General features: G+C 69.7%; 22 protein-coding genes and 1 pseudogene. 14 read left to right on the top strand and 9 right to left on the bottom strand.

Annotated elements, in window-relative coordinates; genetic code table 11:
* Positions 1-39 precede the first annotated feature (39 nt).
* From D9V36_RS21995 to D9V36_RS21985, 3 genes are all read left to right on the top strand, one after another.
* Positions 40-1,488, top strand: coding sequence for a serine hydrolase domain-containing protein (locus tag D9V36_RS21995; RefSeq protein WP_129295295.1), 1,449 nt, complete (start codon positions 40-42; stop codon positions 1,486-1,488).
* Positions 1,489-1,579: 91 nt separating this feature from the next.
* Positions 1,580-2,734 carry a pyridoxal-phosphate-dependent aminotransferase family protein gene (locus D9V36_RS21990; RefSeq protein ID WP_129295294.1) on the top strand — a complete coding sequence of 385 codons (1,155 nt, stop codon included), beginning with the start codon at positions 1,580-1,582 and terminating at the stop codon, positions 2,732-2,734.
* A gap of 582 nt (positions 2,735-3,316) precedes the next feature.
* The gene (locus tag D9V36_RS21985) at positions 3,317-4,063 is read left to right on the top strand and encodes a TetR/AcrR family transcriptional regulator (protein ID WP_206739710.1); all 747 of its coding nucleotides are present in this window, start codon (positions 3,317-3,319) and stop codon (positions 4,061-4,063) included.
* A 33-nt stretch (positions 4,064-4,096) separates the two neighbouring features.
* Here D9V36_RS21985 and D9V36_RS21980 read toward each other — a convergent pair whose 3' ends face one another.
* Together D9V36_RS21980 and D9V36_RS21975 are read right to left on the bottom strand one after the other, a co-directional pair.
* The gene (locus D9V36_RS21980) at positions 4,097-4,549 is read right to left on the bottom strand and encodes a GNAT family N-acetyltransferase (RefSeq protein ID WP_129295293.1); all 453 of its coding nucleotides are present in this window, start codon (positions 4,547-4,549) and stop codon (positions 4,097-4,099) included.
* 173 nt (positions 4,550-4,722) lie between these two features.
* Positions 4,723-5,253 carry a MarR family winged helix-turn-helix transcriptional regulator gene (locus D9V36_RS21975; protein WP_241720976.1) on the bottom strand — a complete coding sequence of 177 codons (531 nt, stop codon included), beginning with the start codon at positions 5,251-5,253 and terminating at the stop codon, positions 4,723-4,725.
* Positions 5,254-5,399: 146 nt separating this feature from the next.
* Here D9V36_RS21975 and D9V36_RS21970 point away from each other — a divergent pair, with 146 nt between their 5' ends.
* The 5 genes from D9V36_RS21970 (at position 5,400) to D9V36_RS21950 (ending at position 11,585) form a co-directional block, all read left to right on the top strand.
* Positions 5,400-6,620: an MFS transporter gene (locus tag D9V36_RS21970; protein ID WP_129295292.1), complete on the top strand. Its 1,221-nt coding sequence runs from the start codon at positions 5,400-5,402 to the stop codon at positions 6,618-6,620.
* Positions 6,621-6,775: 155 nt separating this feature from the next.
* On the top strand, positions 6,776-7,222 hold the full coding sequence (locus D9V36_RS21965; RefSeq protein WP_129295291.1) for a GlcG/HbpS family heme-binding protein: 447 nt from the start codon (positions 6,776-6,778) through the stop codon (positions 7,220-7,222).
* A gap of 299 nt (positions 7,223-7,521) precedes the next feature.
* Entirely contained in the window at positions 7,522-8,157 is a 636-nt protein-coding gene (locus D9V36_RS21960; protein ID WP_129295290.1) for an HAD family hydrolase, read from the top strand.
* Between the two features lie 451 nt (positions 8,158-8,608).
* The gene (locus D9V36_RS21955; RefSeq protein WP_129295289.1) at positions 8,609-10,579 is read left to right on the top strand and encodes a globin domain-containing protein; all 1,971 of its coding nucleotides are present in this window, start codon (positions 8,609-8,611) and stop codon (positions 10,577-10,579) included.
* A gap of 49 nt (positions 10,580-10,628) precedes the next feature.
* Complete coding sequence (locus D9V36_RS21950) at positions 10,629-11,585, top strand: pyridoxamine 5'-phosphate oxidase family protein (protein WP_129295288.1); 957 nt, start codon at positions 10,629-10,631, stop codon at positions 11,583-11,585.
* A 37-nt stretch (positions 11,586-11,622) separates the two neighbouring features.
* Here the strand turns inward: D9V36_RS21950 and D9V36_RS21945 are convergent, their stop codons facing one another.
* The 5 genes and pseudogenes from D9V36_RS21945 to D9V36_RS21925 form a co-directional block, all read right to left on the bottom strand.
* Positions 11,623-12,102 carry an NUDIX domain-containing protein gene (locus D9V36_RS21945; RefSeq protein ID WP_129295287.1) on the bottom strand — a complete coding sequence of 160 codons (480 nt, stop codon included), beginning with the start codon at positions 12,100-12,102 and terminating at the stop codon, positions 11,623-11,625.
* A gap of 48 nt (positions 12,103-12,150) precedes the next feature.
* Positions 12,151-13,040 (bottom strand): annotated as a pseudogene (locus tag D9V36_RS21940) (LysR family transcriptional regulator).
* 225 nt (positions 13,041-13,265) lie between these two features.
* Complete coding sequence (locus D9V36_RS21935; protein WP_241720975.1) at positions 13,266-14,468, bottom strand: cystathionine gamma-lyase; 1,203 nt, start codon at positions 14,466-14,468, stop codon at positions 13,266-13,268.
* A complete protein-coding gene (locus tag D9V36_RS21930; RefSeq protein WP_129295286.1) occupies positions 14,465-15,088 on the bottom strand; it encodes a low molecular weight protein-tyrosine-phosphatase in 624 nt (207 codons plus the stop codon). The genes D9V36_RS21935 and D9V36_RS21930 overlap by 4 nt, the downstream gene beginning before the upstream one ends.
* Before the next feature lie 3 nt (positions 15,089-15,091).
* Complete coding sequence (locus tag D9V36_RS21925; protein WP_086719046.1) at positions 15,092-15,469, bottom strand: phage holin family protein; 378 nt, start codon at positions 15,467-15,469, stop codon at positions 15,092-15,094.
* 48 nt (positions 15,470-15,517) lie between these two features.
* Between D9V36_RS21925 and D9V36_RS21920 the strand changes: the two genes are divergently transcribed.
* The 4 genes from D9V36_RS21920 to D9V36_RS21905 all read left to right on the top strand — a co-directional run bounded on the left by D9V36_RS21920 (position 15,518) and on the right by D9V36_RS21905 (position 17,448).
* Positions 15,518-15,835, top strand: coding sequence for a cupin domain-containing protein (locus D9V36_RS21920; RefSeq protein WP_129295285.1), 318 nt, complete (start codon positions 15,518-15,520; stop codon positions 15,833-15,835).
* A 226-nt stretch (positions 15,836-16,061) separates the two neighbouring features.
* A complete protein-coding gene (locus D9V36_RS21915) occupies positions 16,062-16,286 on the top strand; it encodes a DUF5326 family protein (protein ID WP_129295284.1) in 225 nt (74 codons plus the stop codon).
* Positions 16,287-16,550: 264 nt separating this feature from the next.
* On the top strand, positions 16,551-16,922 hold the full coding sequence (locus tag D9V36_RS21910) for a hypothetical protein (RefSeq protein ID WP_241720974.1): 372 nt from the start codon (positions 16,551-16,553) through the stop codon (positions 16,920-16,922).
* Between the two features lie 103 nt (positions 16,923-17,025).
* Positions 17,026-17,448 carry an SsgA family sporulation/cell division regulator gene (locus tag D9V36_RS21905; RefSeq protein WP_129295282.1) on the top strand — a complete coding sequence of 141 codons (423 nt, stop codon included), beginning with the start codon at positions 17,026-17,028 and terminating at the stop codon, positions 17,446-17,448.
* 243 nt (positions 17,449-17,691) lie between these two features.
* Here D9V36_RS21905 and D9V36_RS21900 read toward each other — a convergent pair whose 3' ends face one another.
* Positions 17,692-19,167 (bottom strand): YibE/F family protein, encoded by a 1,476-nt coding sequence (locus tag D9V36_RS21900; protein ID WP_129295281.1) that lies wholly within the window; start codon positions 19,165-19,167, stop codon positions 17,692-17,694.
* Between the two features lie 172 nt (positions 19,168-19,339).
* On the opposite strand from D9V36_RS21900, the gene thiC reads away from it, so the two are divergent.
* Together thiC and D9V36_RS21890 are read left to right on the top strand one after the other, a co-directional pair.
* Entirely contained in the window at positions 19,340-21,133 is a 1,794-nt protein-coding gene (gene thiC, locus D9V36_RS21895) for a phosphomethylpyrimidine synthase ThiC (protein WP_129295280.1), read from the top strand.
* A gap of 150 nt (positions 21,134-21,283) precedes the next feature.
* The gene (locus D9V36_RS21890) at positions 21,284-21,955 is read left to right on the top strand and encodes a DUF5701 family protein (RefSeq protein WP_129295279.1); all 672 of its coding nucleotides are present in this window, start codon (positions 21,284-21,286) and stop codon (positions 21,953-21,955) included.
* Between the two features lie 204 nt (positions 21,956-22,159).
* Here the strand turns inward: D9V36_RS21890 and D9V36_RS21885 are convergent, their stop codons facing one another.
* Positions 22,160-23,044, bottom strand: a complete 885-nt coding sequence (locus D9V36_RS21885) for a hypothetical protein (RefSeq protein WP_206739709.1) — start codon at positions 23,042-23,044, stop codon at positions 22,160-22,162.
* Positions 23,045-23,156 lie beyond the last annotated feature (112 nt).

The following is a 23,156-nucleotide window of genomic DNA, read 5'->3' as shown; positions in this document are numbered from 1 at the left end:
TGGGGCCCGGCCGAACCGGATCCGCTGTTGAGGAGTGCCATGACCATCGGAGAGTCCACGGAGTCCCACGAGCCGGGGGCCGCGTGCCCTCTGCCGCAGGTGGCCGCCACGCCCGAGGAGTTCGCGGAGCTGTTGCCCCGGACACGGCGGGCATTGCTGCACCGGCTGGCGGTCGGGCAGGCCGAGGGGCGGGCGCCCTCCATGACGGGTGCGGTGGTCCGCGGCGGGCGGACGGTGTGGACGGCCGGCCGGGGCTCGGTGGAGGGGGAGGCGCCGCACGGAGAGGTGCAGTACCGGATCGGTTCGCTGACCAAGACCTTTGTCGCCGTGCTGGTCATGCGGCTGCGGGACGAGGGGCTGCTGAGCCTGGAGGACCCGGTCGGCAGGCACCTGGACGGGACTCCGGTGCCGGATGCGACGATCGCTCAACTGCTCTCGCACAGTTCGGGGCTGACGGCGGAGGCGCGAGGGCCGTGGTGGGAACGGACCACGGGTGCCCTGCGGCCCGAGCCGGCCGACCTCTTCGGTGAACGGCCGCAGCGGCTCCCCGCCGGACGGCGCCACCATTACTCCAACCCCGGCTACGCACTGCTCGGCGCGCTGGTCGAACGGCTGCGAGGCGGAACCCCGTGGGGCGAGGTGCTGCGGACGGAGGTGCTGGAGCCGCTGCACATGGGGCGCACGACGCCGGGACCGGAGCGGCCGCACGCGAGTGGCTGGGCAGTCCACCCGTGGGCCGACGCCGTGCTGCCGGAGCCGGCCGAGGACACCGGTTTGATGGGCCCCGCGGGGCAGCTGTGGTCCACCGCCAGGGATCTGTGCCGGTGGGCGGCGTTTCTGCTGCGGGGCGACCAGCGGGTGCTCGGTGCGGCGAGCCTGGCCGAGATGCGGAGGCCGGCCGTACCGCCGGAGGGGAACGCGTGGGACGCGGGGTACGGACTGGGCCTTCAGCTCGTACGGCGCGAAGGGCGGCTGCTGGCCGGGCACGTCGGTTCGATGCCCGGTTTTCTGGCTGCGTTGTGGACCGATCCCGAGGAGGACGTCGCCGGGGTCGTGCTCGCCAACTGCACCTCGGGCCCGGCGGTCGCGTCCCTCGCCGCCGATCTCACCGGGATCGTGAGCGAGTCGGAGCCCCGGATCCCCGAGCCCTGGCGCCCGATGCCCGGACCGCTGGATCCGGACCTGCTGGCGCTGACCGGCACCTGGTACTGGGGCGCGAACCCGCACCTCCTGCGGCTGCGGGCCGGGGGCGGGCTGGAGCTCACGCCGCTGTCCGGAACGGGACGGCTCTCACGGTTCCGGGCCGAGGAGGACGGCACATGGACGGGGCTGGACGGCTATTACGCGGGCGAGACCCTGCGCGTGGTGCGGGAGCGGGACGGCTCGGTGAGCCATCTGGATCTCGCCACCTTCGTGTTCACCCGCGGGCCGTACGAGCCGTCGGAAGCGGTGCCCGGTGGCGTGGATCCGCGGAGCTGGAGGGTGTGAGGCTGTACGGCAGGGGGCCGGGAAGCGGACGTACAGTCGAACCAGATGTCAGGAGCCGCGCCGAGTCGGCTCGCTACCGCTGGAAGGCCCTGTGACTGCCGTGTCTGACCCGACCGCGAACGCCGCTGCCCCGGATCTGCCCGAACTGCTCGACCTGCCGCCGCTTACCGCGGCTCACTTCGCGCGGATCGAGGACAAGGTCGCCGCCCTCATGCACACCCGCTGCGATGTGGTGGCGATGCAGGGCGAGGCGCTGCTGCCCCTGGAGGCCTGCATCCGCTCGGCAGTGCGGCCAGGCAGCACCGCGCTCAACATCATCACCGGCCCCTATGGCGAGACGTTCGGTGGCTGGTTGCGCTCCTGCGGAGCCGAGGTGGTCACCGTCACCGCGCCGTTCACGGGTGCGGTCGACCCGCGGCAGGTGGCGGAAGCGTTGCAGGAGCACCCCGAGATCGACTTCGTGAGCCTGGTGCACGCGGAGGCAGCCACCGGCAACACCAACCCTGTCGCGGAGCTCGGCAGGGTGGTGCGGGAGCACGGCGCGCTGCTGATGCTGGACGCGGTCGCGTCGGTGGGTGCCGAGCCGCTGCTCACCGACGAATGGGGTGTGGACCTGTGTGTGATCGGCGGGCAGAAGGCGATGGCAGGGCCTGCCGGGGTGTCGGCGGTCTCGGTCAGTGCCCGTGCGTGGGAGCGGATCGCCGCCAATGAGCAGGCTCCGCGGCGCTCGTACCTCTCGCTGCTGGACTGGAAGGAGCGCTGGATCGACGGTGGACGCACGGCACTGCCGCATGCTCCGGCGCAACTGGAGATGCTCGCGCTGGAGCAGGCTACGGACCGTCTGCGCGCCGAGGGCCTGGATGCCGTCATCACCCGGCACCGGGCGGCGGCCGCGGCGACCAGGGCCGGTGTGCGGGCGCTGGGCGGTCTCGCTCCCTACGTCGTCCGTGACGAGGACGCGGCGCCGGCCGCCACGACGCTCCGTGCGCCTGAGGGCATGGACGCCCGGGAGATCGTGACCGCGGCGCTCGCGGTGGATGCAGCGGTGCCCGTGCAGGCAGCGGCGGGTGCGCTGGCCAAGGAGATGATCCGGGTGAACCACTATGGCCGCGCCGCCGACCGGGCGGTGGTCATGGCGTCGCTGGCGGCACTGGCGGGCGGACTGCGTGCGCTGGGTGCGTCCGTGGATGCCGAGGTTGCGGCGCAGGCGGCGGCCGGTGCATGGGACGCGGCGGCCGCACACTGAGGCGAGCCTGCGCCCAGCCGTAGGGCTAGTGGTCGTGGTGGGGTCGTGTTTCACGTGAAACACGACCCCACACGTATATCCGGAAGCGGCGTCGTTTCACGTGAAACGCCCAGGCTCGCGGGGGTGCTCTCCGAAGACCCCACGGTTCCCAACCTCCTTCCCTTGCCGGGAAGTTGAGCTCCGACGGAGGAAGCGGAGAGGCGTTGTTCTTCTTGGAGCCGGCGTCGGCGGCACCGTGGCCGGCGGGTATCTGGTCTGGCGTCGGCCAGGAGTAGCCCGGTGGCGTGCCCGAGGCTCCGGCGGCAGGCTGGACGCACAAGACGCTTCAAGATGCCGCTGGATGCCCGTCGGCGTCTGGCAGAACCCACCCCGCTCACCTTTTGCGGGCCCCAATCCAGCGGAGCGGTCCTGCCGGCGGCCCACTGTCCGCGTGGACGTCGACCGCGGGGCCGCTTCCGGCCGCCGCGCGGCTGCAGCCCTGAACGATCTTGCTGGAACCCTCTCATAGAATCGGAACGAGCGACCCGTTTGAAAGAGCGGAACGCGCGCACCGGGTGTCGATGTTTCTCAGGAGGTCCGGCGGTGATCCAGAGTGGTGTCACACGCCCCCGTGCGGATGCGCGGCGCAACAGGGCAGTGGTGCTCCAGGCGGCTCGATTCGCTTTCGAGGAACAGGGATTGGGGGTACCGCTCGGGGAGATCGCGCGCCGTGCGGGCGTCGGCGCGGGAACCGTCTACCGCCATTTCCCTTCGAAGGAAGCCCTGTTCAAGGCGACGATCGTGGAGCGGATCGAGCTTTTCACCGACACCGCAAGGGACTTGGCCGAGACGCCGGACCCTGGTGCGGTGTTCTTCCGCTTCCTTTCCTCCGTGGTGCGGCTCGCCTCACGGAACAAGGCGTTGTGTGACGCACTGGAAGCCGCCGGTGCGGGCCGTTTCGAACCGTCGCCGGGGGTTGGCCAGGACTTCGACGATGCGCTGGAGGTCCTGCTCGGGAGGGCCCAAGAGGCGGGCGCCGTACGGCGGGACGTCGGCATAGCGGATCTCAGGGCCCTGCTGGTGGGCTGTCTTTCCATGGAGCGGGCCCGGGTGGCAACCGGTGCGGAGTCGGGGGAGCAGGGCCGGATGACGGCGCTGATGTGCGATGCGCTGCGCCCGCCGCACGCAGTGACGAAACTCCCCGTGGAGCCCATGAAACGTAACGAACCACGATGTGGGACGTGCGGTGCGGCGATCGCGGCGGCGCGCACGGGCCGGCCCCCGCGCTACTGCGGTGGTGCCTGCCGGCAGAAGGCACACCGGACGCGGGGACGCACACCGCAGACGTGATCAGGTGAGGTGGCGCATCGGCAGCCGCACCGCTCAGAGCTGGAGCTTGAAGCCCAGGTGGGAGGCCTCGAAGCCGAGGCGCTCATAGAAACGGTGGGCGTCGACGCGGGTGGCATCCGAGGTGAGCTGGACCATCTGACAGCCGAGCGTGCGGGATTCCGCGACGGCCCACTCGATGAGCTGGGTGCCGAGGCCACTGCCGCGCTCGTCGCTATGGACCCGTACCCCCTCGATGATCGCGCGGGTGGCACCGCGCCGGGACAGGCCGGGGATGACCGTGAGCTGAAGCGTGCCGACCGTTCGCCCGTCGCGGACCGCGACGATCTGGTGCTGCCCCGGGTCGGCGGCCAGTGCCTCGAACGCGGCGCGGTAGGGAGCCAAGTCGTCCGGCGATTCGCGGGCGGCGCCCAAGGGGTCGTCGGCGAGCATCGCGACGATGGCGGGCAGGTCGGTCTCGGTCGCGCGGCGCATCTCGATATCGCTCATGGGCGTGACCTTATGCCGTGCGATCGAGGGTGCGGTCGGCAGGCGGCCGGCCGTGCCCCGTCCAATAGTCGTGCCCCATCCAGTCGTCGGCCTCGTCGGCCTCGTCGGCCTCGTCGGCCCAGCCAGTCCCGCCGGTCCCGCCGGCCCCGACTCCCCTCCCCGGGCCGTCGGCGTCACTCCGGCGGTGCGAGCGTTTCGACGGCGGTGACCAGCGGCGCCAACTCGGGGCGCTGTGCGGCGTCCTGGAGGGCTTCACGCAGTGCGCCGTCGTGGGTGGGCCGGGCTTCCACCAGGAGCGCGAGGCCGTCGGGCGTCACATTGGTGTAGATGCCGCGCCGGTCGTCGGGGCACAGGTAGCGCGAGAGCAGTCCCCGCTCCTCGAGCCGCGTGACCAGGCGGGTCGTGGCGCTCTGGCTGAGGACGACGGAGTCCGCGACCTGGTGCATCCGCAGATGGCCGCCGGGACCGTCGTGCTGCTCGCTGAGCACATTGAGGACCGAGAACTCGCGGACGCTGAGGCCGTGCGTCTGCAGGGCGCGTTCGATGTGGGACTCGATGCGGCTGTGCAGTGCGGAGAGCGCGCACCAGCCCTGCGCCAGTCCAGGGGCCGGCGCAGGCGGGCAGCCGGGATCGGCCGGTGCTGCCGACTGCGGTGCCTCCACCGTCTCCCGCTGCTCCTGTGTCTCCCGCGTCCGCTGCGTCATCGACGACCTCCTCAAGGGCGCGCCTCATGGGCGCACCACCCCAGGATAGGGCACTGGCGAAATATACGGCGCTTGCGATTAACCCGCGTCTGCAATTATTGTTTACGCTTGTAAGGGACGGGCGCAATCACCTGAAGGGATCCGTCATGCCTCTCGCACTCCTGGCTCTCGCCATCGGTGCCTTTGGGATCGGAACGACCGAGTTCGCGGTCATGGGCCTGCTGCCCGACATGGCGGCAGGTTTTGGTGTCTCCATCCCCATCGCCGGATACGCGACCACGGTCTACGCCCTCGGCGTGGTCATCGGTGCCCCCCTGATGACCGCCGTCGGCACGCGTTTCACCCGCAAGCAGATGCTGATGCTGCTGATGGGCCTGTTCATCGTGGGCAACCTGCTCACAGCCACCGCACCCGACTTCGGGATCATGCTCGCCGGGCGGATCGTGGCCGCGTTCACGCACGGAGCGTTCTTCGGCATCGGCGCGCTCGTCGCCGCCGACCTCGTCGCGCCCGAGAGGCGCGCCACCGCCATATCGCTGATGTTCAGCGGCCTGACCATCGCCAACGTCGTGGGCGTACCGGCCGGCACCATGCTCAGCCAGCAGTCCGACTGGCGCACCACCTTCTACGCCATCACCGCGCTCGGTGTGCTCGGCCTGCTGGGCATCGCCAAGCTGGTCCCGGCGCAGCGGGCGAAGGCGGCCTCTCCGCTGGGCAGCGAACTCGCGGTGTTCCGCAACCCGCAGGTCGGCCTCGCGATGCTGATGACGATCCTGGGCTTCGGCGGTGTCTTCGCGGCCGTCACCTACCTCGCCTCGATGATGACCGAGGTCACCGGCTTCGCACCGTCCTCCGTGATCTGGCTGACCGCCGTGTTCGGCCTCGGCATGGTCGGCGGGAACCTGGTCTCCGGTCGCTTCACCGACCGCGCCATGATGCCGATGCTGTTCGTGTCGATGACCGGTCTGGCACTGTCGCTGGCCGCGTTCACTGTCACCGCGCACCACAAGACCGCCGCCATCGTCACCATCGCGCTGATCGGCATCTTCGGCTTCGCCACCGTTCCGCCGCTGCAGAAGCGGGTGATGGACCAGGCTGCCTCGGCACCCACCCTCGCCTCGGCCGGCAATATCGCGGCCTTCAACTTCGGCAACGCGCTGGCCGCCTGGCTCGGCGGGATCGTGATCTCGGCCGGCCTCGGCTACACCGCGCCCAACTGGGTCGGTGCGCTGATGACCGTCGCGGCGCTGGGGGTGGCGATATTCGCCACAGCGCTGGAGCGACGTCAGACAGGCCGCAGCCGCGTGGTGGCCGGCGGCGGAGCCGACGCGACCGCCGACGAGCCCGTAGCGGCGGCGCACGGCTGAGAGATCCCGCCGTACGGCACCCCGAATCAGCGGCGCACGGGCATCACCGGACCAACGAGCACCCCCCGGCGCAACCCGTACGCACAGCGCAACCCGTACCCCCCCCAGCGCAACCCGCACCCCCGGCACCGCCCCGCACCCAAGGAAGAGCCCTCGTGAGCACCACCACTTCTGTTACGCCCACCTCTACCGTCCGTCCGCTCACCACCCGCGATGCCGAGCGCCTCATCGACGCCGCCGTTCGTGCCGCCGAAGGCACCGGGGTGCGGGGCAGCGTCAGCGTTCTGGATGCAGGCGGGCATCTGCTCGGTTTCCGGCGGGACGACGCAGCCGTGCTGATCTCGGGGGAGACCAGCACCCGCAAGGCGTACACAGCGCTCCAGTTGGACGCTCCGACAGCTGACCTGGTCGAGCTCGTACGGCCCGACGGGCTATTTCACACCTTGCCCACGGCGTTGGACCGGCCGCTGCTCTTCCTCGCGGGCGGTGTGCCGCTCCACCGGGACGGCCGGCTGATCGGCGCGCTCGGCTTCGGCGGCGGTGCCCCCGAGCAGGACCACCGGATCGTCACCGAGGCGATAGCGGAGGCCGACCTCGCCTGACGATGCTCCTCCTGTGGCCAGGGTGTGTCTCCCCGGCCTCCGTGGGCCTGTCGTCAAAGGCTCTGACGGACGCCCGCGCCCTCAATGCCGCTTGAGTACGCCCCGACGTACGGTGCCGGACACGGCTCGCCACCGGCCCCGACCGTACGGTTTCGGCCGTCCTCCGGGGCCCGCTGGCCGTGCGGCCCCGGCTACAACCTCCTTGTCCCCGGCCACAACCCCCTTCCCTCCGGCCACAGCCCCCTTCCCCCGGATTCCCGCTCTCGCCAGCCGTCCTCGCGCCTCCTAGGCTCCAGGGCATGAGCAAGCTGCATCTGTTCGACATGGACGGGACTCTGCTCCATGGGTCCGCGGCCGCCGTTGAGATTTCCCGGCAGCTCGGGCTGGACCGGGAGATCGCTGATCTGGAACGCGGATTTGCCGCGGGTGAACTGACTCCCCTGCAGTTCGCACAGCGGGCATGTGACCTCTGGGCCGCCGAGTTGACCGAACTCACGGTGGCTGCGGCTTTTGACGGCTCACCCTGGCTGACCGGAATCCGGGAAGTCTGGGCTGATATCCGGACGCGCGGCGAACGGTGCGCAGTGATTTCTCTCTCGCCGGGCTTCTTCGTCGAACGGCTGCTGGCCTGGGGCGCCGATGCGGCACACGGTTCCCGCTGGCCCGCGTTGCCGATCCGCGAGGCGGTGGAGCCGGCCGGCATCCTCTCGTCGGCGGCGAAGGTACGGATTGCCGATGAACTCTGCGTGCAGTACGGGCTGACCCGAGCCGACTGCGTGGCATACGGCGACTCCATGTCGGACACCGAACTGTTCGCCGCAGTTCCGCAGTCCGTGGCCGTGAATGCGGATCACCATGTCAGTGGACTGGCCTCATATGCGTACGCGGGCGGTGATCTGCGGGAGGCTTACGAACTGGTCCGTACTGGCCGGTAATTCCAAGCCGCTCCGACGGATTCGTCCACTGTGTACGCCGAAAATGCCGTCTGTGGGGAGGATCACTGTTATCGGAAGGCCCGCGTGGAGTGTTCCAAGATCAGGGCTTGTAGTTTCAACTGCTGCCGGTATGGTCGAGTCCGACTTGGCGGAGGCATGGATTCCGGCGATGCGCGAAGGGCGAGCTCAAAGCTCGTCAGCCTAGCGGCGAAGCGGCCCTCGGCACCCGGACTTCCGACTATTTGTCCGATGTGGTGAGCAGGGATGGCATGCTGCTGACGCGGCATCTGCTCCGCATTGTCGCAAGGGAGTGAGATATGTCCGCTTTGGAGGGTGTTGCCGGAGTCGCTTGAGTCGATGAAGAATTCCGGGGCAGGACGGGGGAATTCCGCGCAGTTCCGTTCCACGGAAGTGCGAAGACAACCGAAAGACGTTCGAGGCGAGGCAGACCATGGACGCTCCGACCACCACGTCGGCCGATAGTGGCTCTTCCGGCGGGAGCAGTGGCGATTGGGGTTGGTTCACTCCACCGGCGAAGAAGTCCTCCGGAGAACAGCAGGAACGGCAAAACAGCCAGGACCGGCAGCAGAACCAGGACGCCCCGGCAGAGCCGGGCGACCGGAGTGAACACCCCGACCACGGCGACCGCAGACACCACCATGAGTGGAACGAGAGAGATGAACGGATCGACCGCGAACAGATACCCAGCCGCCCGGTCAATCCGATCCGGCCAGTAGGCACTGCCGCCGCGCGCGACCGAGAGGCGGAGCCGTCACAGGCACCTCCGCCGCGACATGATGCGGATCGGCCGTCCGCGCCAGCGGGCTATCCCGAGCAGCCTTTCCCGGCCGGCTACCCCGAGCAGCCCTTCGCGGCCGCCTACCCCGAGCAGTCCACCGCAGCCTCGGGGACCACCACGGCTCCAGGGGCCACCACAACCCCCGGGACCACAGCCTCAGACAACACCGTGCCGGCCCCCGCCCCGCCACGCCACGAGGCCGAGCCCGCCTGGCGTGGTGAGCCGCCCATGGACCGCCAGCCGGTCCGGGAGCACGAATCCGCCCGGGGCCGGGAACCCGAGCCCGTACACGAAACGGCGCGCGCCACGGGAGCGCCCGCGGGAGACGCCCCCACCGGTAGCGTGCCGGTCGCGGCACCGGCCGCCCAGAACCAGGCCCCCGCCGCTCCCCCTGCCTTCACTCCCCCGACGCGACCGGCGGCCCCTGCCCCGGCGCCCTCTCTCGGCGCCCTGCAGGCCTCGGCCTCGTCCGCCACGCCCGCCTCCCCCGACGCGCTGCTCATCCGTCGCACCATGGCGGAAATCGAGCCCGTGGCCGACAAGGTCACCTCGTACTTCTACGCGCTGCTCTTCGTCCAGTACCCCGATCTGCGGGCGCTGTTCCCCGCGTCGATGGACACCCAGCGCGACCGGCTCTTCAAGGCGCTGCTCACCGCCGCCCAGCATGTCGACGATGCCGAGGTGCTCACCGCCTACCTTGCGAACCTCGGGCGCGGTCACCGCAAGTACGGCACCCAGCCCGACCACTACCCGGCCGTCGGCGAATGCCTGCTCAACGCGCTCGCACGCTATGCGACGTCCAGTTGGGGACCCGAGACCCAGGCCGCGTGGGTACGGGCCTACACGGCGATCTCGCAGATCATGATCGATGCGGCGGCCGAGAACGAGGCCGTGGCGCCCGCCTGGTGGCAGGCCGAGGTCGTCTCGCACGAGCTGCGGACGCCCGATATCGCGGTGGTACTGGTCCGTCCGGACCAGCCCTACCCGTTCCTCGCCGGGCAGTACGCGAGCGTGGAAACCCCCTGGTGGCCACGGGTCTGGCGGCACTACTCCTTCGCTTCCGCACCGCGCTCCGACGGCCTGCTCTGCTTCCACGTCAAGGCGGTCCCGGCCGGTTGGGTCTCCAACGCCATGGTCCACCGCGCCCGCCCCGGCGATGTCATCCGGCTCGGTGCTCCCGGCGGCTCGATGACCGTCGACCACAGCAAGCGCAGCGGTCTGCTGTGCGTCGGCGGCGGCACCGGCATCGCCCCCATCAAGGCGCTGGTCGAGGACGTCGCGGAACACGGTGTCCGGCGCCCCGTCGAGGTCTTCTACGGCGCCCGCAGTGACCACGACCTCTACGACCTCGACACCATGCTGCAGTTGGAGCAGACCCATCCGTGGCTCTCCGTGCGCCCGGTCGTCGCCAGCGGACCGGCGGCCCGCGGCGGAACGAGCCGCGAGCGGGGGCAATTGCCCGATGCGGTCCGGCAATACGGTCCTTTCCGGGAATATGACGCCTATCTTTCCGGGCCGCCAGGGTTGATTCGCAGCGGTGTGGACGCTTTGGTGGGGGTCGGCATCCCGACCGAGCGCATACGGCACGACTCCGTGGAAGAGCTGGTCCCGGCGGGAGATTGAGATCGTGGCAGCACAGGTCGAATCCGGTCCGACAGGGGAGGGGTGGGGCATGCCACGGCAAGAGCGCCCCGGGAGTGACGGCGAGCACCTGGTCCAGCAGCGGCTCGGCACCACCGAGCGGGCCGACCGCTTCTATGGTGAACAGGTCCTGGACCATCTCAATGTCCGTATGCAGGAGTTCGTGGCCCGACAGGAGATGTTCTTCCTGTCCACGGCCGACCGGCACGGCGAATGCGATGCCACGTTCCGGGCCGGGCCGCCGGGGTTCGTCCAGGTGCTCGATGCCCGGACGCTGGCATACCCGGAATACCGTGGCAACGGTGTCATGGCGTCCATCGGCAACATCTCGGAGAACCCGCGCCTGGGCATCTTGATGGTCGACTTCACCCGTGACCGCATCGGACTGCACGTCAACGGCCGGGCACGCGTCGTCATGGACGAGGAGATGCGGCTGCAGCACCCCGGTCTGCCGGTCGACCCGGTCCCCGGCCGGCGTGCCCAACTGTGGGTCACCGTCGAGGTCGAAGAGGCGTACATCCACTGCGCCAAGCACATTCCGCATCTGCAGAAGGGCCCGGCGCAGCAGCGCGGAGCGCGAGCCTGGGGCACCGACGACGCCAAACGCAAGGGCGGTGACTTCTTCGGCGCGGCGGCGGAGGCAGATCAGCGGCCGCCCTTCCGGCGCGCCGAGCGCAGGAACGAGCACCTTCGGGGCGGCCTGCACGAGGACACCGACGGCGCGGTGTACCAGAGCGCCGCCCCGGCGTACGGAAGTGGTCCGGCATACGGAAGCGAGCCGGTACCCGGGGGCGGCACGCACGCGGCTTCACGGGTCGGTCCGGCGTACCCGGCCGCGCACCGTGACCCGGGCCGGGACGACTTCGTGGAGGAGCTGAACGCGGAGTTCCTCGACCGGGTCGAGCGGGTGCTCGCCCGTGCCCAGCCCCGTCGGCCCGCGGAGGACGATCCGGAGTTCCGCGGATGGTTCGACCGGCGCGACGGCTGAGAAAGCCCGCCGCAGGGGCGGGAGTGCGGGGTACCTCTCAGCCCAGGTCCGGGGCGTGCATCGCCCGCACACCCTCGATGTTGCCGTCGAGGTAGTGCCGCAGCGACAGTGGCACGACCTCGACGGAGGCGATGCCGACACGGGTGAAGGGCACCCGCACGATCTCGTACTCCCCGCAGGGCTCCTCGATCTCGGGACCGTGCCGGCGAGAGACGTCCATTGAATCGAGCCGGCAGACGAAGAAGTGCTGGACCTTCACGCCGTCCACCCCACCGTCGCTGAAGTGCTCGACGGTGTCGACGAAGACCGGCACCACGTCCTTGATCTTCGCGCCCAGCTCTTCGTCCAGTTCACGGTGGAGGGCGTCGATGACGGTGGCGTCCTCGGGCTCCACGCCACCGCCCGGAGTGATCCAGTACGGGGCCCGGCCCGGCTTGGTGCGCTTGATCAGAACCAGGTCCGCGCCGTCGAGCAGAATCGCGCGGGCGGTGCGTTTGACGACTGGCCGTACGTTCATAGGGGACAGATGCCGCAGTCACGGCCTGGTGAAACCCACGCCCCTCGGTCACCAGTCGACAGCGGTGCGCAGTAGCCACTCATGCGCCCGGGCTATGTGCGGAAGGCCCAGCGTCCCGGTCCGTACGGTCAAGAAGTAGGTCCGCAGCGGGGGCACCGGCGGGTCGAGCAGGGCCACGACCTCGCCGCTGTCCAGCGCGTCGGCGCACAGATAGCGCGGCAGCACGGCGAGCCCCGCCCCGGCTGCCACGCAGGACAGCACCGCACGGAGGTCCGCGGCGATCACGGCGGCGGAGGCGGCGGGCTTGGCGTCGAAGACCGCTGACCAGTAACGGGCGATCAGCGGCAGGCTCTCGTGGACCTCGACGAGCGGCACGGCGTCGAGCACGCGGACTCCCCCGGCCTGCAGCACCCTCCCGCCCAGCTCGACCGCCCAGTGTGGCGCCGCGATCAGCACATGCTCCTCGTCGCAGAGCGGGGTGGCGGTGAGCAGCCCGCCGCGCGGTCGGGTGGTGGTGACGGCCAGATCGTGGTGTCCGGCCGCCAGGCCGGTCAGCAGCTCCTCCGCGGGGCCGAAGGCTGTCCGTATGGACAGGCCCTGGGTGATCAGTGGGGTGAGTGCCGGGAGCGCCCGCTCGGCAAGGAGCTCCGGGGGCCCCGCGAGGTGGAGAGTACGGGTGACGGAGTCACGGTCCAGGCCGGCCTCTGTGATCTCGGTGAGCGCGTCCAGGTGCGGTGCCACTTTGTGGGCGAGTTCCTCGCCGATGGTGGTGGGGGTGACGCCACGGGCACAGCGGAGGAAGAGCGGGCGGCCCAACTGGCGTTCCAGCGCCCGGATCTGGTCACCGCGGGCTGAGAGAGGCCGAGCAATGCCGCGGCGCGGGTGAAGGAGCCGGCTCGGTGCACGGTGACGAAGGTGCGCAGCAGAGCCAGATCCATCGCGTACCTCCTGCGTCTCTCGGAAGCCTGGTCGCGAGCCCACTATAAATTTGTCGATAGGGATGTGTCGTCGGCGTGATTGGACAATGACGCTCGGTCAACTAGCCTTGTTCGAGCGGTTCGTTTCACGTGGAACATTTGGTTTCACGTGAAACGCGTGGACTCGGGGCCATGGAGAACCGCAGGCCGGCAGGGTGACGAGGGGGGATACCCTGCCGGCCCATTTCATGCCGCTTCCGTTCCTCGGTCTGGGGTGCGGCCCCGTCCGTTCGACTCGTTCCGCGGCTTCGGCTCCCTCCGGCTGTCCTGTGCGGCCGCGCCCAGCGCCCGGGTGACGTCCGCGACCAGATCCTCCGGCTCCTCGATGCCGACCGAGAAACGGATAAAGCCCTCCGGTACCGCATCGCCGCCCCAGCGGGCACGCCGCTCGGCACTGGACCGTACGCCTCCAAAACTCGTCGCATCGTCCACCAGGGTCAGCGCGGCCAGGAACCGCTCTGCGTGGGCTTTGTCGGGCAGGACGAAGGACACCACGGAGCCGAAGCGGCCCGGGCGCATCTGCCGGGCGGCGAGCTCGTGGGACGGATCGGACGGGAGGCCCGGGTGCCGCAGGCCGGTGACCTCGGGGCGGTCGGCCAGCGCCGCGGCCAGTGCCAGGGCGCCCTCCGACTGCTGGCGGACGCGCAGCGCGAGGGTGGCCAGTGAGCGATGCGCGAGCCAGCTCTCCATCGGGCCCGGGATCGCACCCACCGTCTTGCGCCACAGTCGTACGGAATCGGCCAATGCGGCCTCGCGGGTGCTGGCGTACCCCAGCAGGACGTCGCCGTGGCCGGTCAGCGCCTTGGTGCCGCTGGCGACCGAGAAGTCCGCGCCGAGGTCGAGCGGCCGCTGGCCGAGCGGGGTGGCGAGGGTGTTGTCGACGGCCACCAGTGCACCGCGCCGGTGTGCTTCGTCGGCCAGCCGCCGGATGTCACAGACGTCGAGGCCTGGGTTGGAGGGTGTTTCGATCCACAGCAGCCGGGCGCCGTCCAGCGCATCGAGTTGTGCGTCGTGTGCGGTCGGAGCGGTACGGACCTCGATGCCATAGCTCTCCAGACGCGTGCGGACGGCCGGCAGCAGCTGGTATCCGTCACTGGGGAGCACCACGGCGTCGCCGGTGCGCAGCTGGGAGAAGAGGACCGCGGTGATCGCTGCCATCCCGGAGGCGAAGGCAACGGTATGGGTGTTTTCGTCCGGTGACTCGAGCTCGCCGATGGCCTGTTCCAGGCGGGTCCAGGTCGGGTTGGCGTCGCGGCCGTAGGTGTACGGGCCGACGGCATCGCCGGGGAGGTGGTAGTGCGCCGCGAACACCGGCCCCGGGAGGGTGGGCTCATGGGCTTCGGGCTCCGGAAGCCCGGCGCGTACGGCGCGGGTGCCGTCGCCGGTCATGCGCTCTCCTTTTCCTGCGGCGGGCGCGGCTCCTGCGCCTGGGGCCGACCGGGGGCGTGCCCGCGAGCGGGGGTGGTGACCGCGGCACTACGGGACATGAGCGCGGCCCGTACCGCCACCAGCAGGCCGTCGCTCGCCGCCTCGATCATTTCCAGGCACTCCTCGAAACCGGCGATATCCCCGTAATACGGATCGGGTACGTCGAGGTCGTCGACGTTCCCGAGGCCGGGTGACGGGCCCGGGACGGCGTCCGCCGCTGTGCATGGCCCGTACGAGCGCAGCAGGTGGATCTTGGCGGCGTCGTGCACGGTCGGGGCCAGGCCGCGCAGCGCGCGCAGATGGCCGGAGTCGAGCGCGATGACCAGGTCGAGGTGGTCGAACCAGGAGGTGTGGAATTGCCGGGCGGCGTGGACGTGTTCATAGCCGCCCGCGCGCAGCACGGCGTCCGTGCGCGGGTCGGCTCCCTCGCCCTCGTGCCAGCCGCCGGTCCCCGCACTGCCGACCTCGACCAGGCCGTCGAGGCCGTCCTCCGCGAGGCGGGCGCGGAAGACGGCCTCCGCCATCGGCGACCGGCAGATGTTGCCGGTGCACACGAAGCAGATGCGGAAGGGGGCGGTCAAGGATCAGTCCTCGTCGGGAAGGATCACGTGCATTGCCCAGGCGACGATGGAGATGATCACGCCCCCGAGCAGGGCCGTCCAGAAGCCGTCCACATGGAAGGCGAGGTCGGCCTTGCCGGCGAGCCAGGAGGTCAGCAGCAGCATCAGCGCATTCACGACCAGCGTGATCAGGCCGAGTGTGAGGATGAACAGAGGGAAGGACAGCAGCTTCACCACAGGCTTGACCAGGAAATTGACCAGTCCGAAGATCAGCGCGACCAGGATCAGAGTGAGTATCTTGCGGCCGGTGTTCTCACCGGTGAGCGTGATGTCCTTGAGCAGCCAGATGGCCACGGCAAGCGCCGCAGCATTGGCGATCGTCTTGACCAGAAAATGCTTCATGGTGAGATCGTCGCAGACGAGTCTGAATCATCAGAGGGGACGATCGGCATGAAGGCTTTCAGACTGGATGAGCTGGAAGCGGAACGGGCTGCGAACGACGGCGCGTATCTGCAGTTCCTCCGGGAACGCAATATGTCGGTCGGGCTGTACGCACTGGACGCCGGCAGCGTCGATCCGCAGCAGCCGCACGCCCAGGACGAGGTGTATCTCGTGGTCAGCGGCCGGGCGGCGATCACCGTCGGGACACAGACCCAGTCGGTGGCCCGGGGCAGCGTGGTCTATGTACCTGCCGGGGTGCCCCACAAGTTCCATCACATCAGCGAGGATCTCCGGGTGATGGTGATCTTCTCTCCTCCTGAGAGCTAGGGGCCCGGCCCCGGAACCCGTAGGGGAAGGGTCAGGGAAGGGCCGGGGCTGCGAAGCCCCCACGGCCGCGGTACGCGTCCTAGCATCGTTGGTGCAGGGGAACCCGAAGGTGTGAGGCAACAGACAGGCCACACGCGGACGGCGGCACCACTGCGGCAACGGCACAGCCGACGGACGGCGCGGTACGGACAGCGACAGCGCGACAGACAGAAAGCAGGGCAGAGCAGTGGCTGGTAAGGGGATATTCGCAGGACTTCCGTGGTGGGTCACCTGGGTCGTGGTGCCCGTCGTGCTGATCGTCGTCTTCGGCGGGCTGATCACCACCGCGCTCGGCTTCCTGATCGGCGTGCTGTTCAAGGTCCTCATAGCGGCAGCCCTGATCGCCGGTGTCATCTACCTCGTCCGCAGGGCCAGCGGCTCGTCATCGTCCTCGTCCAAGAGCGACTGGTAAGCAGCAAGGCCGCCCGTCGGCCTTGTGCCCCGCTGTGCGCGGACTCGGGCATGCGATGTTGCGATCGTGAACAGCGAATCCTCGTGCTCCCTTGTGGGCGTCCGACCCGGAGCCGGGTGCCCGCAAGAAGCTCGTCGGGTCTGCATAGGCGGGTCGTGGTGGGTCCGGGGCTGCGCCGCCGTCTACTTCGCCGTCCCATCGGGAGGGTGATGTCGGGGCGGTGGTGGTCGCCCACCGGAGCAGCGGCCGCCGGTGGAGTCGTGGGTGGGTTTCCGTGCCACCACACCCGGACATGCGATCGGGCAATATCTGCTCGCACGGTTTGACGAGGCATCGAGCGAAGAGCGTCCCGCGTGCCGCGCCGTCCAGGCGATATCGCCCTTTTCCGTGCGATCTGCGGATGAATTGCCGCACCCCGCGGATACGGTGCGTGGCAATCATCCGGCTTTCGCCTATCGGGAATATGCCTTGGGCACGGGGTGTGTGGCCCTCTCTGCCCAGGTCGAGGCGGTCGGCTCGGTGCCGGTGGATTCCCTGCCCGCGGACGAACTGCATCGATTGCGGTCCGTTACAGACCGACTACGAAAAATGGCGGAGGCGACACTAACGACACACGCCTTCTCTGTCAGTATCTGAAAACTCACTCCTTGTGATCTGCTTGTGCGTGGCAGACGATGGCGCCAATAGGGCCACGGGGATGTTTCCCGGCCATCTCCGATCAAGTGCGGGGCAGTGGTTGATGACCGACACAGTTCAGGCAGAAGTGATCATGAGCTTCGTCGTTTCGGAAGAGCTCGCGTTCCGGATTCCGGTGGAGCTGGACTTCGCCAGCGCCGATCCGTACGCCGTCCGCCTCACCTTCGATCTTCCCGGCGATGCCCCCGTGACCTGGGTGTTCGGTCGAGAGTTGCTGCTGGACGGGCTGAGCCGGCCCTCCGGTGAGGGCGATGTGCGTATCGAGCCGGCCTCCCCCGCGCACCTCAGCGATGTCTTCATCAGCCTTCAAGTCGGCGCCGAGCACGCGCTGTTCCGGGTCAGCGCGGCGCCGCTGGTCGCCTTCCTCGACCGTACGGACCGGCTCGTACCGCTGGGCAAGGAAGAGGTCTGCGACACCCTGGAGGCCGTACTCGACCGGATCCTCACGGAGGCGCCGGCCGGCTAACCCGGCCAACCCTGCCCCCGCCGGACCGTCCGGCCGACGCCACACCGCCCGGCCGACGCCACTACGGGTACGCCGGTCATCCCGCGTACCCGTGCGCCTCTTCCGGCCCGGCCGCCTCTCCTGCCCGTACGTCCCTCCCCGCCCATGCCGTCGGCCCATCACCCTCACTCGTCCCCGTCCCCCGCTGCTCTTGTGGTCGACCAGCCGGTGTTCCGTGAGCGGTGCCGCCTGCCCCTGCCCCCGTCACCGCTTACGGCGCCTGCCGCGTCCCCCACGGCCTCCGCGGCGGTCCGGACGGCTCTCCGCGGCGGCGGTCGGCATGTCGGTGCCCGCCCCGACCCCGGCCATGGGGCCCGGGCACGCCCCGGGCCCTGCTCCGGTAGCTGCCCTGCTGTCGCTCCCCGGTCCACCCGTCCCCTTCCGGTCCGCCGAGACGACCAGAGTCGCCAGCAACGTCGTCAGCGGCACTGCGGCAACCAGCCCGATGCTGCCCACCAGGGTGCGGACGACTTCCTCCGCGACCACCTCGCTCGTGGCGACCGTACCGACGCTGCTCTGTGCGATCGAGAACAGCAAAAGCAAGGGCAGGGCGGCGCCCGCGTAGGCCAGAACCAGTGTGTTGACGACGGACGCGATGTGGTCCCGGCCGATCCGCATGGCGGCGCCGTAGAGCTTGCGCCAGCCGGCCGACGGGTCGGCCTCCTTGAGTTCCCAGACCGCGGCGGTCTGCGTCACCGTCACATCGTCGAGCACGCCCAGCGACCCGATGATGATCCCGGCGAGGAGGAGGCCGCGGATCTCGATGTCGGGGTACAGGCCGTGCACCAGCCCCGTCGTGTCGTCCGTATTGCCGGTCAACAGCGCCCAGTTGATGAACACCGACCCGAGCAGGCCGATCAGCAGTAGCGAGGCGAGGGTGCCGAGTACGGCCACCGACGTACGGGCCGTCAGGCCATGGCAGAGGTACAGCGCGATCAGCATGATCGCGCTTCCCCCGACCACTGCCACCACCAGCGGGTTGGAACCCTGCAGGATCGCCGGGAGGATGAACAGAGTCAGGACCACAAAGCTGGCCGCCAGTGCCACCAGCGCCAGTACTCCCCGCAGTCGGCCGACGATGACCACCGCGAACGCGAAGAGGGCGGCCAGTACCCACATCGGGAGCGTCCGGTCGACATCGCTGACCGCATACTGCAGATCCTTCGGCGCCTTGGGGGAGTACGCCACCACCACCTCCTGGCCGGTGGTGTAGTGCCGCAGGGCGTCCGGCGTCACCACCGTCTGGAAGGTGCGTCCCGCGTTCTCTCCCGTGGTGACTTTGATCGTCGCCTGCTGACAGGGCTTGCCCTTGGTCCCTCCCCCGGCGGGTGCCTGTCCTGTCGGAGAGGGGGGCTGGGGCTGCTGCTCGGCATGGACGTCCGCGCAGTTCACCTCCGCCACCTTGACGACTCTGGCCTGCTCCGTGGGCTGGTCGAAGCCGACGCCGGACGGTTTGTGGGGAGGCGCGCCGCCCGGCCAGAGGACGACCAGACCGACCGCCACCGCGGCGGCGAAGGGGATCAGTACTGCCGCGATGACCTTGCGCAGATGCCGGGAGACGGGCGCTGCAGGGCCATGGCCGTGCGCGTGTGAGTGCACGGCGGAAGGGTGGTGGGACTCGTGAGGGCTCACAGCCCGATCATTGCAAGAACTCCGGGCCCCCTGTTCACTCCGCGGCATCGGCCGCTACCGTGGTGCCACCTTTGCAATCGCGGGAGCTCGGAGCACCGGGCTGAGAGGGCGCTGACCTTCGTCCCAGCGGCGTTTCACGTGAAACGCTCATTGGACGGAAGCCGCTGCGTCGACCGCTGAACCTGTTACCGGGTAATGCCGGCGTAGGGAGTTGGGTCTCATGACTCTGCAGGATGCACGCACGCCCGAAAACGGAAACGGTGCCGGCGGCAGCAGCGAGCCGCAGATCGGCTGGCACAAGGGCTATGTCTCCGGATCACGCCCCGACCTTCGGGTCCCGGTCCGGCGGGTGCACCTCACCAACGGCAAGGACGTGACGCTCTACGACACGTCAGGGCCGTACACCGATCCGCATATCGACACCGACGTCCGTCGTGGTCTGGCGCCGCTGCGGGAGAACTGGATCATCGCTCGGGGCGACACCGAGGAGTACGCGGGGCGCCCCCCGCGGCCCGAGGACGACGGCCTCAAGCACACCTCGCCGCGCGGCGGGCTCAAGAACCTCGACGCGGTCTTCCCGGGCCGCCCCCGCCAGCCGCGCCGCGGCCGTGATGGCGCCGCGGTCACCCAGCTCGCCTATGCCCAGCGCGGCGAGATCACCGCGGAGATGGAGTACGTCGCGCTCCGCGAGAACGTCACCCCCGAGTTCGTCCGTGACGAGATCGCAGCCGGACGCGCGGTGCTGCCGTCGAACATCAACCACCCGGAGATCGAGCCGATGATCATCGGCAAGAACTTCCTGGTGAAGGTGAACGCCAACATCGGCAATTCGGCGGTCACTTCCTCCATCGAGGAGGAGGTGGAGAAGATGACCTGGGCGACCCGCTGGGGCGCCGACACAGTCATGGACCTCTCCACCGGGCGCAATATCCACACCACCCGCGAATGGGTGCTGCGCAACTCGCCCGTCCCGATCGGCACAGTGCCGCTCTACCAGGCACTGGAGAAGGTCGACGGCAAGGCCGAGGAGCTGACCTGGGAGATCTACAAGGACACCGTCATCGAGCAGGCCGAACAGGGCGTCGACTACATGACGGTGCACGCCGGTGTGCTGCTCCGTTATGTCCCCCTGACGGCCCGCCGGAAGACCGGCATCGTCTCGCGCGGCGGCTCGATCATGGCGGCCTGGTGCCTGGCGCACCACAAGGAGTCTTTCCTCTACACGCACTTCGAGGAGCTCTGCGAGATCCTGGCCTCGTATGACGTCACCTACTCGCTCGGTGACGGCCTGCGCCCCGGGTCCATCGCGGACGCCAATGACGAGGCGCAGTTCGCGGAGCTGCGGACGCTCGGTGAGCTGAACACCATCGCCAAGCGGCACGGCGTGCAGACGATGATCGAGGGCCCGGGACATGTCCCGATGCACAAGATCAAGGAGAACATCGACCTCCAGCAGGAGATCTGCGAGGAGGCCCCGTTCTATACGCTCGGCCCGCTGACCACCGATATCGCGCCCGCCTACGACCACATCACCTCCGGTATCGGCGCGGCGATGATCGCGTGGTGGGGCACCGCCATGCTCTGCTACGTCACGCCCAAGGAACATCTGGGCCTCCCGGACCGCGACGACGTCAAGACCGGCGTCATCACGTACAAGATCGCGGCTCATGCGGCAGACCTGGCCAAGGGGCACCCGGGCGCCCAGGAGTGGGACGACGCGCTCTCCGACGCCCGCTTCGAGTTCCGCTGGGAGGACCAGTTCAACCTGGCCCTCGACCCGGACACGGCCCGCGCCTTCCACGACGAGACGCTGCCTGCCGAGCCGGCGAAGACGGCCCACTTCTGCTCGATGTGCGGCCCGAAGTTCTGCTCGATGAAGATCAGTAGGAGCATCACGGAGCAGTTCGGTGGCGACGAGGGCGCCACCCCCGGGGAGATCGAGGCCGGGATGCTGGAGAAGTCCAAGGAGTTCGCGGCCGCGGGCAACCGTGTCTATCTGCCGATGGCCGACTGATCCTGCCGAGCGCGCATGAGGGCGGCGGAGGTCCGGACGGGCCTTCGCCGCCGCCGTGCGCGCGGCGGAGGACCGGGCAGTGGCGGGAATGTTCCGGCGGGCCGTTTCGTTGGCTCAGGGTCCTGTCACGCCGCCGTCCTTGGGAGTCTCGTGTCCGACAACACCAGCGCCACCGTTCTCCCTTTGCTTCCGGCCGTCACCGCGCAGGCCGAGCGACTGATCGAGCTCGGGGTGCACAAGATCGCCGGACTGCCCGCCGCTGAGCTTCGTACCTTCGCCGCGGCAGCCGACGTTCCCGCCGGCCACAGTGCCCTGCTCGCTGTACATCCGGACCGGGCACCGGCCTCCGCCCTCGCACCGCTGCTCCACCGCGACGGCAGGCCCGGCTTCGTCGTCACCGACATGACCGATGTCGACCTCTTCTCCCCGCTCGACACCATCGAACTGCCCGATGCCCCGCTCTACTTCCTCACCGGCCTTGACCGCGGCGACCGGATGGCCAACTGCAGCCCGGACGAGGCCCTCCCCGCTCTCACCGCCGAGGCCCGCACCCCGTTGCTGCTCACCGAGGGAATCCACTGGGTGATGCAGCAGCCCGCCGCCCTGGAACGCAACCACTGCTTCATGACCATCGGCTCCCGACTGCGCAAGGACAACGGCGCCCTGGACGCCCGCACCCCGGCGATCTGGATCAGCAACGGCACCGGGCGGGACGGCCGCGAGCGCCGCAACGCGCCCAAGGTCGGCTGGTGCTGGGCGGGCAACCGGCACACCTGGCTCGGCTTCGCCTCGGCCACGGACCGCCGGGGCCAGGACGGGTAAGGAGCCTCGCTCAGGGGGCGGGACGGAGGCCGCGCAGCGGGACGATCGAGCCGCGCAGCCAACACCCTGCCTGGCAGCGGCTGCACTCCGCCGACGCCCCCGGCCGCGGCCGCTGCCCCCAGCCAAGGCCGTTGCCCCCGTCAAGCCGCGCCGGTCCCGCCGAGCCCCCGCCGGTCTCGCTCGGCTCACGGCACGGCCCACACGCTAATCCGCCTGGTGGTCGGACCCTCCATGATCCGGGCTGGTGAAGTCCGGGCTGGAGTAGCGCGGGCGGGACCCCGAGGAACCGCTGTCGGGGCTGGTGAACTCGGGGCGGGTGTAGCCGAGGGTGGGGATCCGGCTTTCGGGCGGTGGAGTGCGGCGGGGGACATAGCGGGCCGGGTCGTCGTCCGGAGTGGCCGTGGGGTCGGCAAGGGCCTCACGGAGAAAGGGCAGCACACCGCGCTCCAGGAGGGCGCGGCGCCACACCTCACGGGCGTCGTCCAGCGCCTCGCCCAGTTCATCGGCTCTGGTGACCTGCGGGGACGAGCCGTTGCGCAGTGCGGTGATGAGCAGTCCGGCCATCGCGACGAGGGTCCCCGCGGCAGTCAGTGCCGCGAAGATCCAGCCGACGTTGATCAGTGGCTGCGCCAAGGACTTGTCGGGGCTGATGGCGCGCAGCACATAGCCGATGAGGAGGAAGAGCACCGCGGCGATGCCGGCGAGGACGGGTGCGAGGACGGCGACCATGGCGGTGAGTCCGGCGCCGGTGGTTTCGGCCTCGTCCGGAGCCATGGCGGTGGCCGGTCCTGGGCTCCCGTCGGCCTCCGGAGTCTGCTCCCCGTCGTCCGCTGTGACGTGGGACGGCGCGGGTGTCGGTGCGCGCCACTCGGCGCGGAGCTGTACATAGCGTTGGTATTCGGCCGTGGCGCACGCGGCGATGGCGGTGGTCGCGCTGAGCGCCATGGTGCGCAACTGCTCGTTGTTGAGGTGATTTCCCGCGACGGCGGTGAAGTCGTCCGGGCGGTATTCGGCGGTACGCAGCGCCTCATCAAGGATCCGCGCGAATTCCGCGCGGTCCTCGTTCAGCAGGTGCGGAGCGCTGTTCATGTGGATCCCCCGATGCTCCGTAGGGCCGTACGGCCGGCGTTGGCCGGGCAGTGGGCGGAAACGGAGGAGAGCCTGCTACGGATGGTCCGATGGTAGAGCGACTGCGGCGCGG

The sequence above is a fragment of the Streptomyces lydicus genome (genome assembly GCF_004125265.1).
Taxonomy (GTDB): domain Bacteria; phylum Actinomycetota; class Actinomycetes; order Streptomycetales; family Streptomycetaceae; genus Streptomyces; species Streptomyces lydicus_C.
Note: the sequence above shows the minus strand (reverse complement) of the source record. Positions and strands in the feature narration are given on the sequence as shown.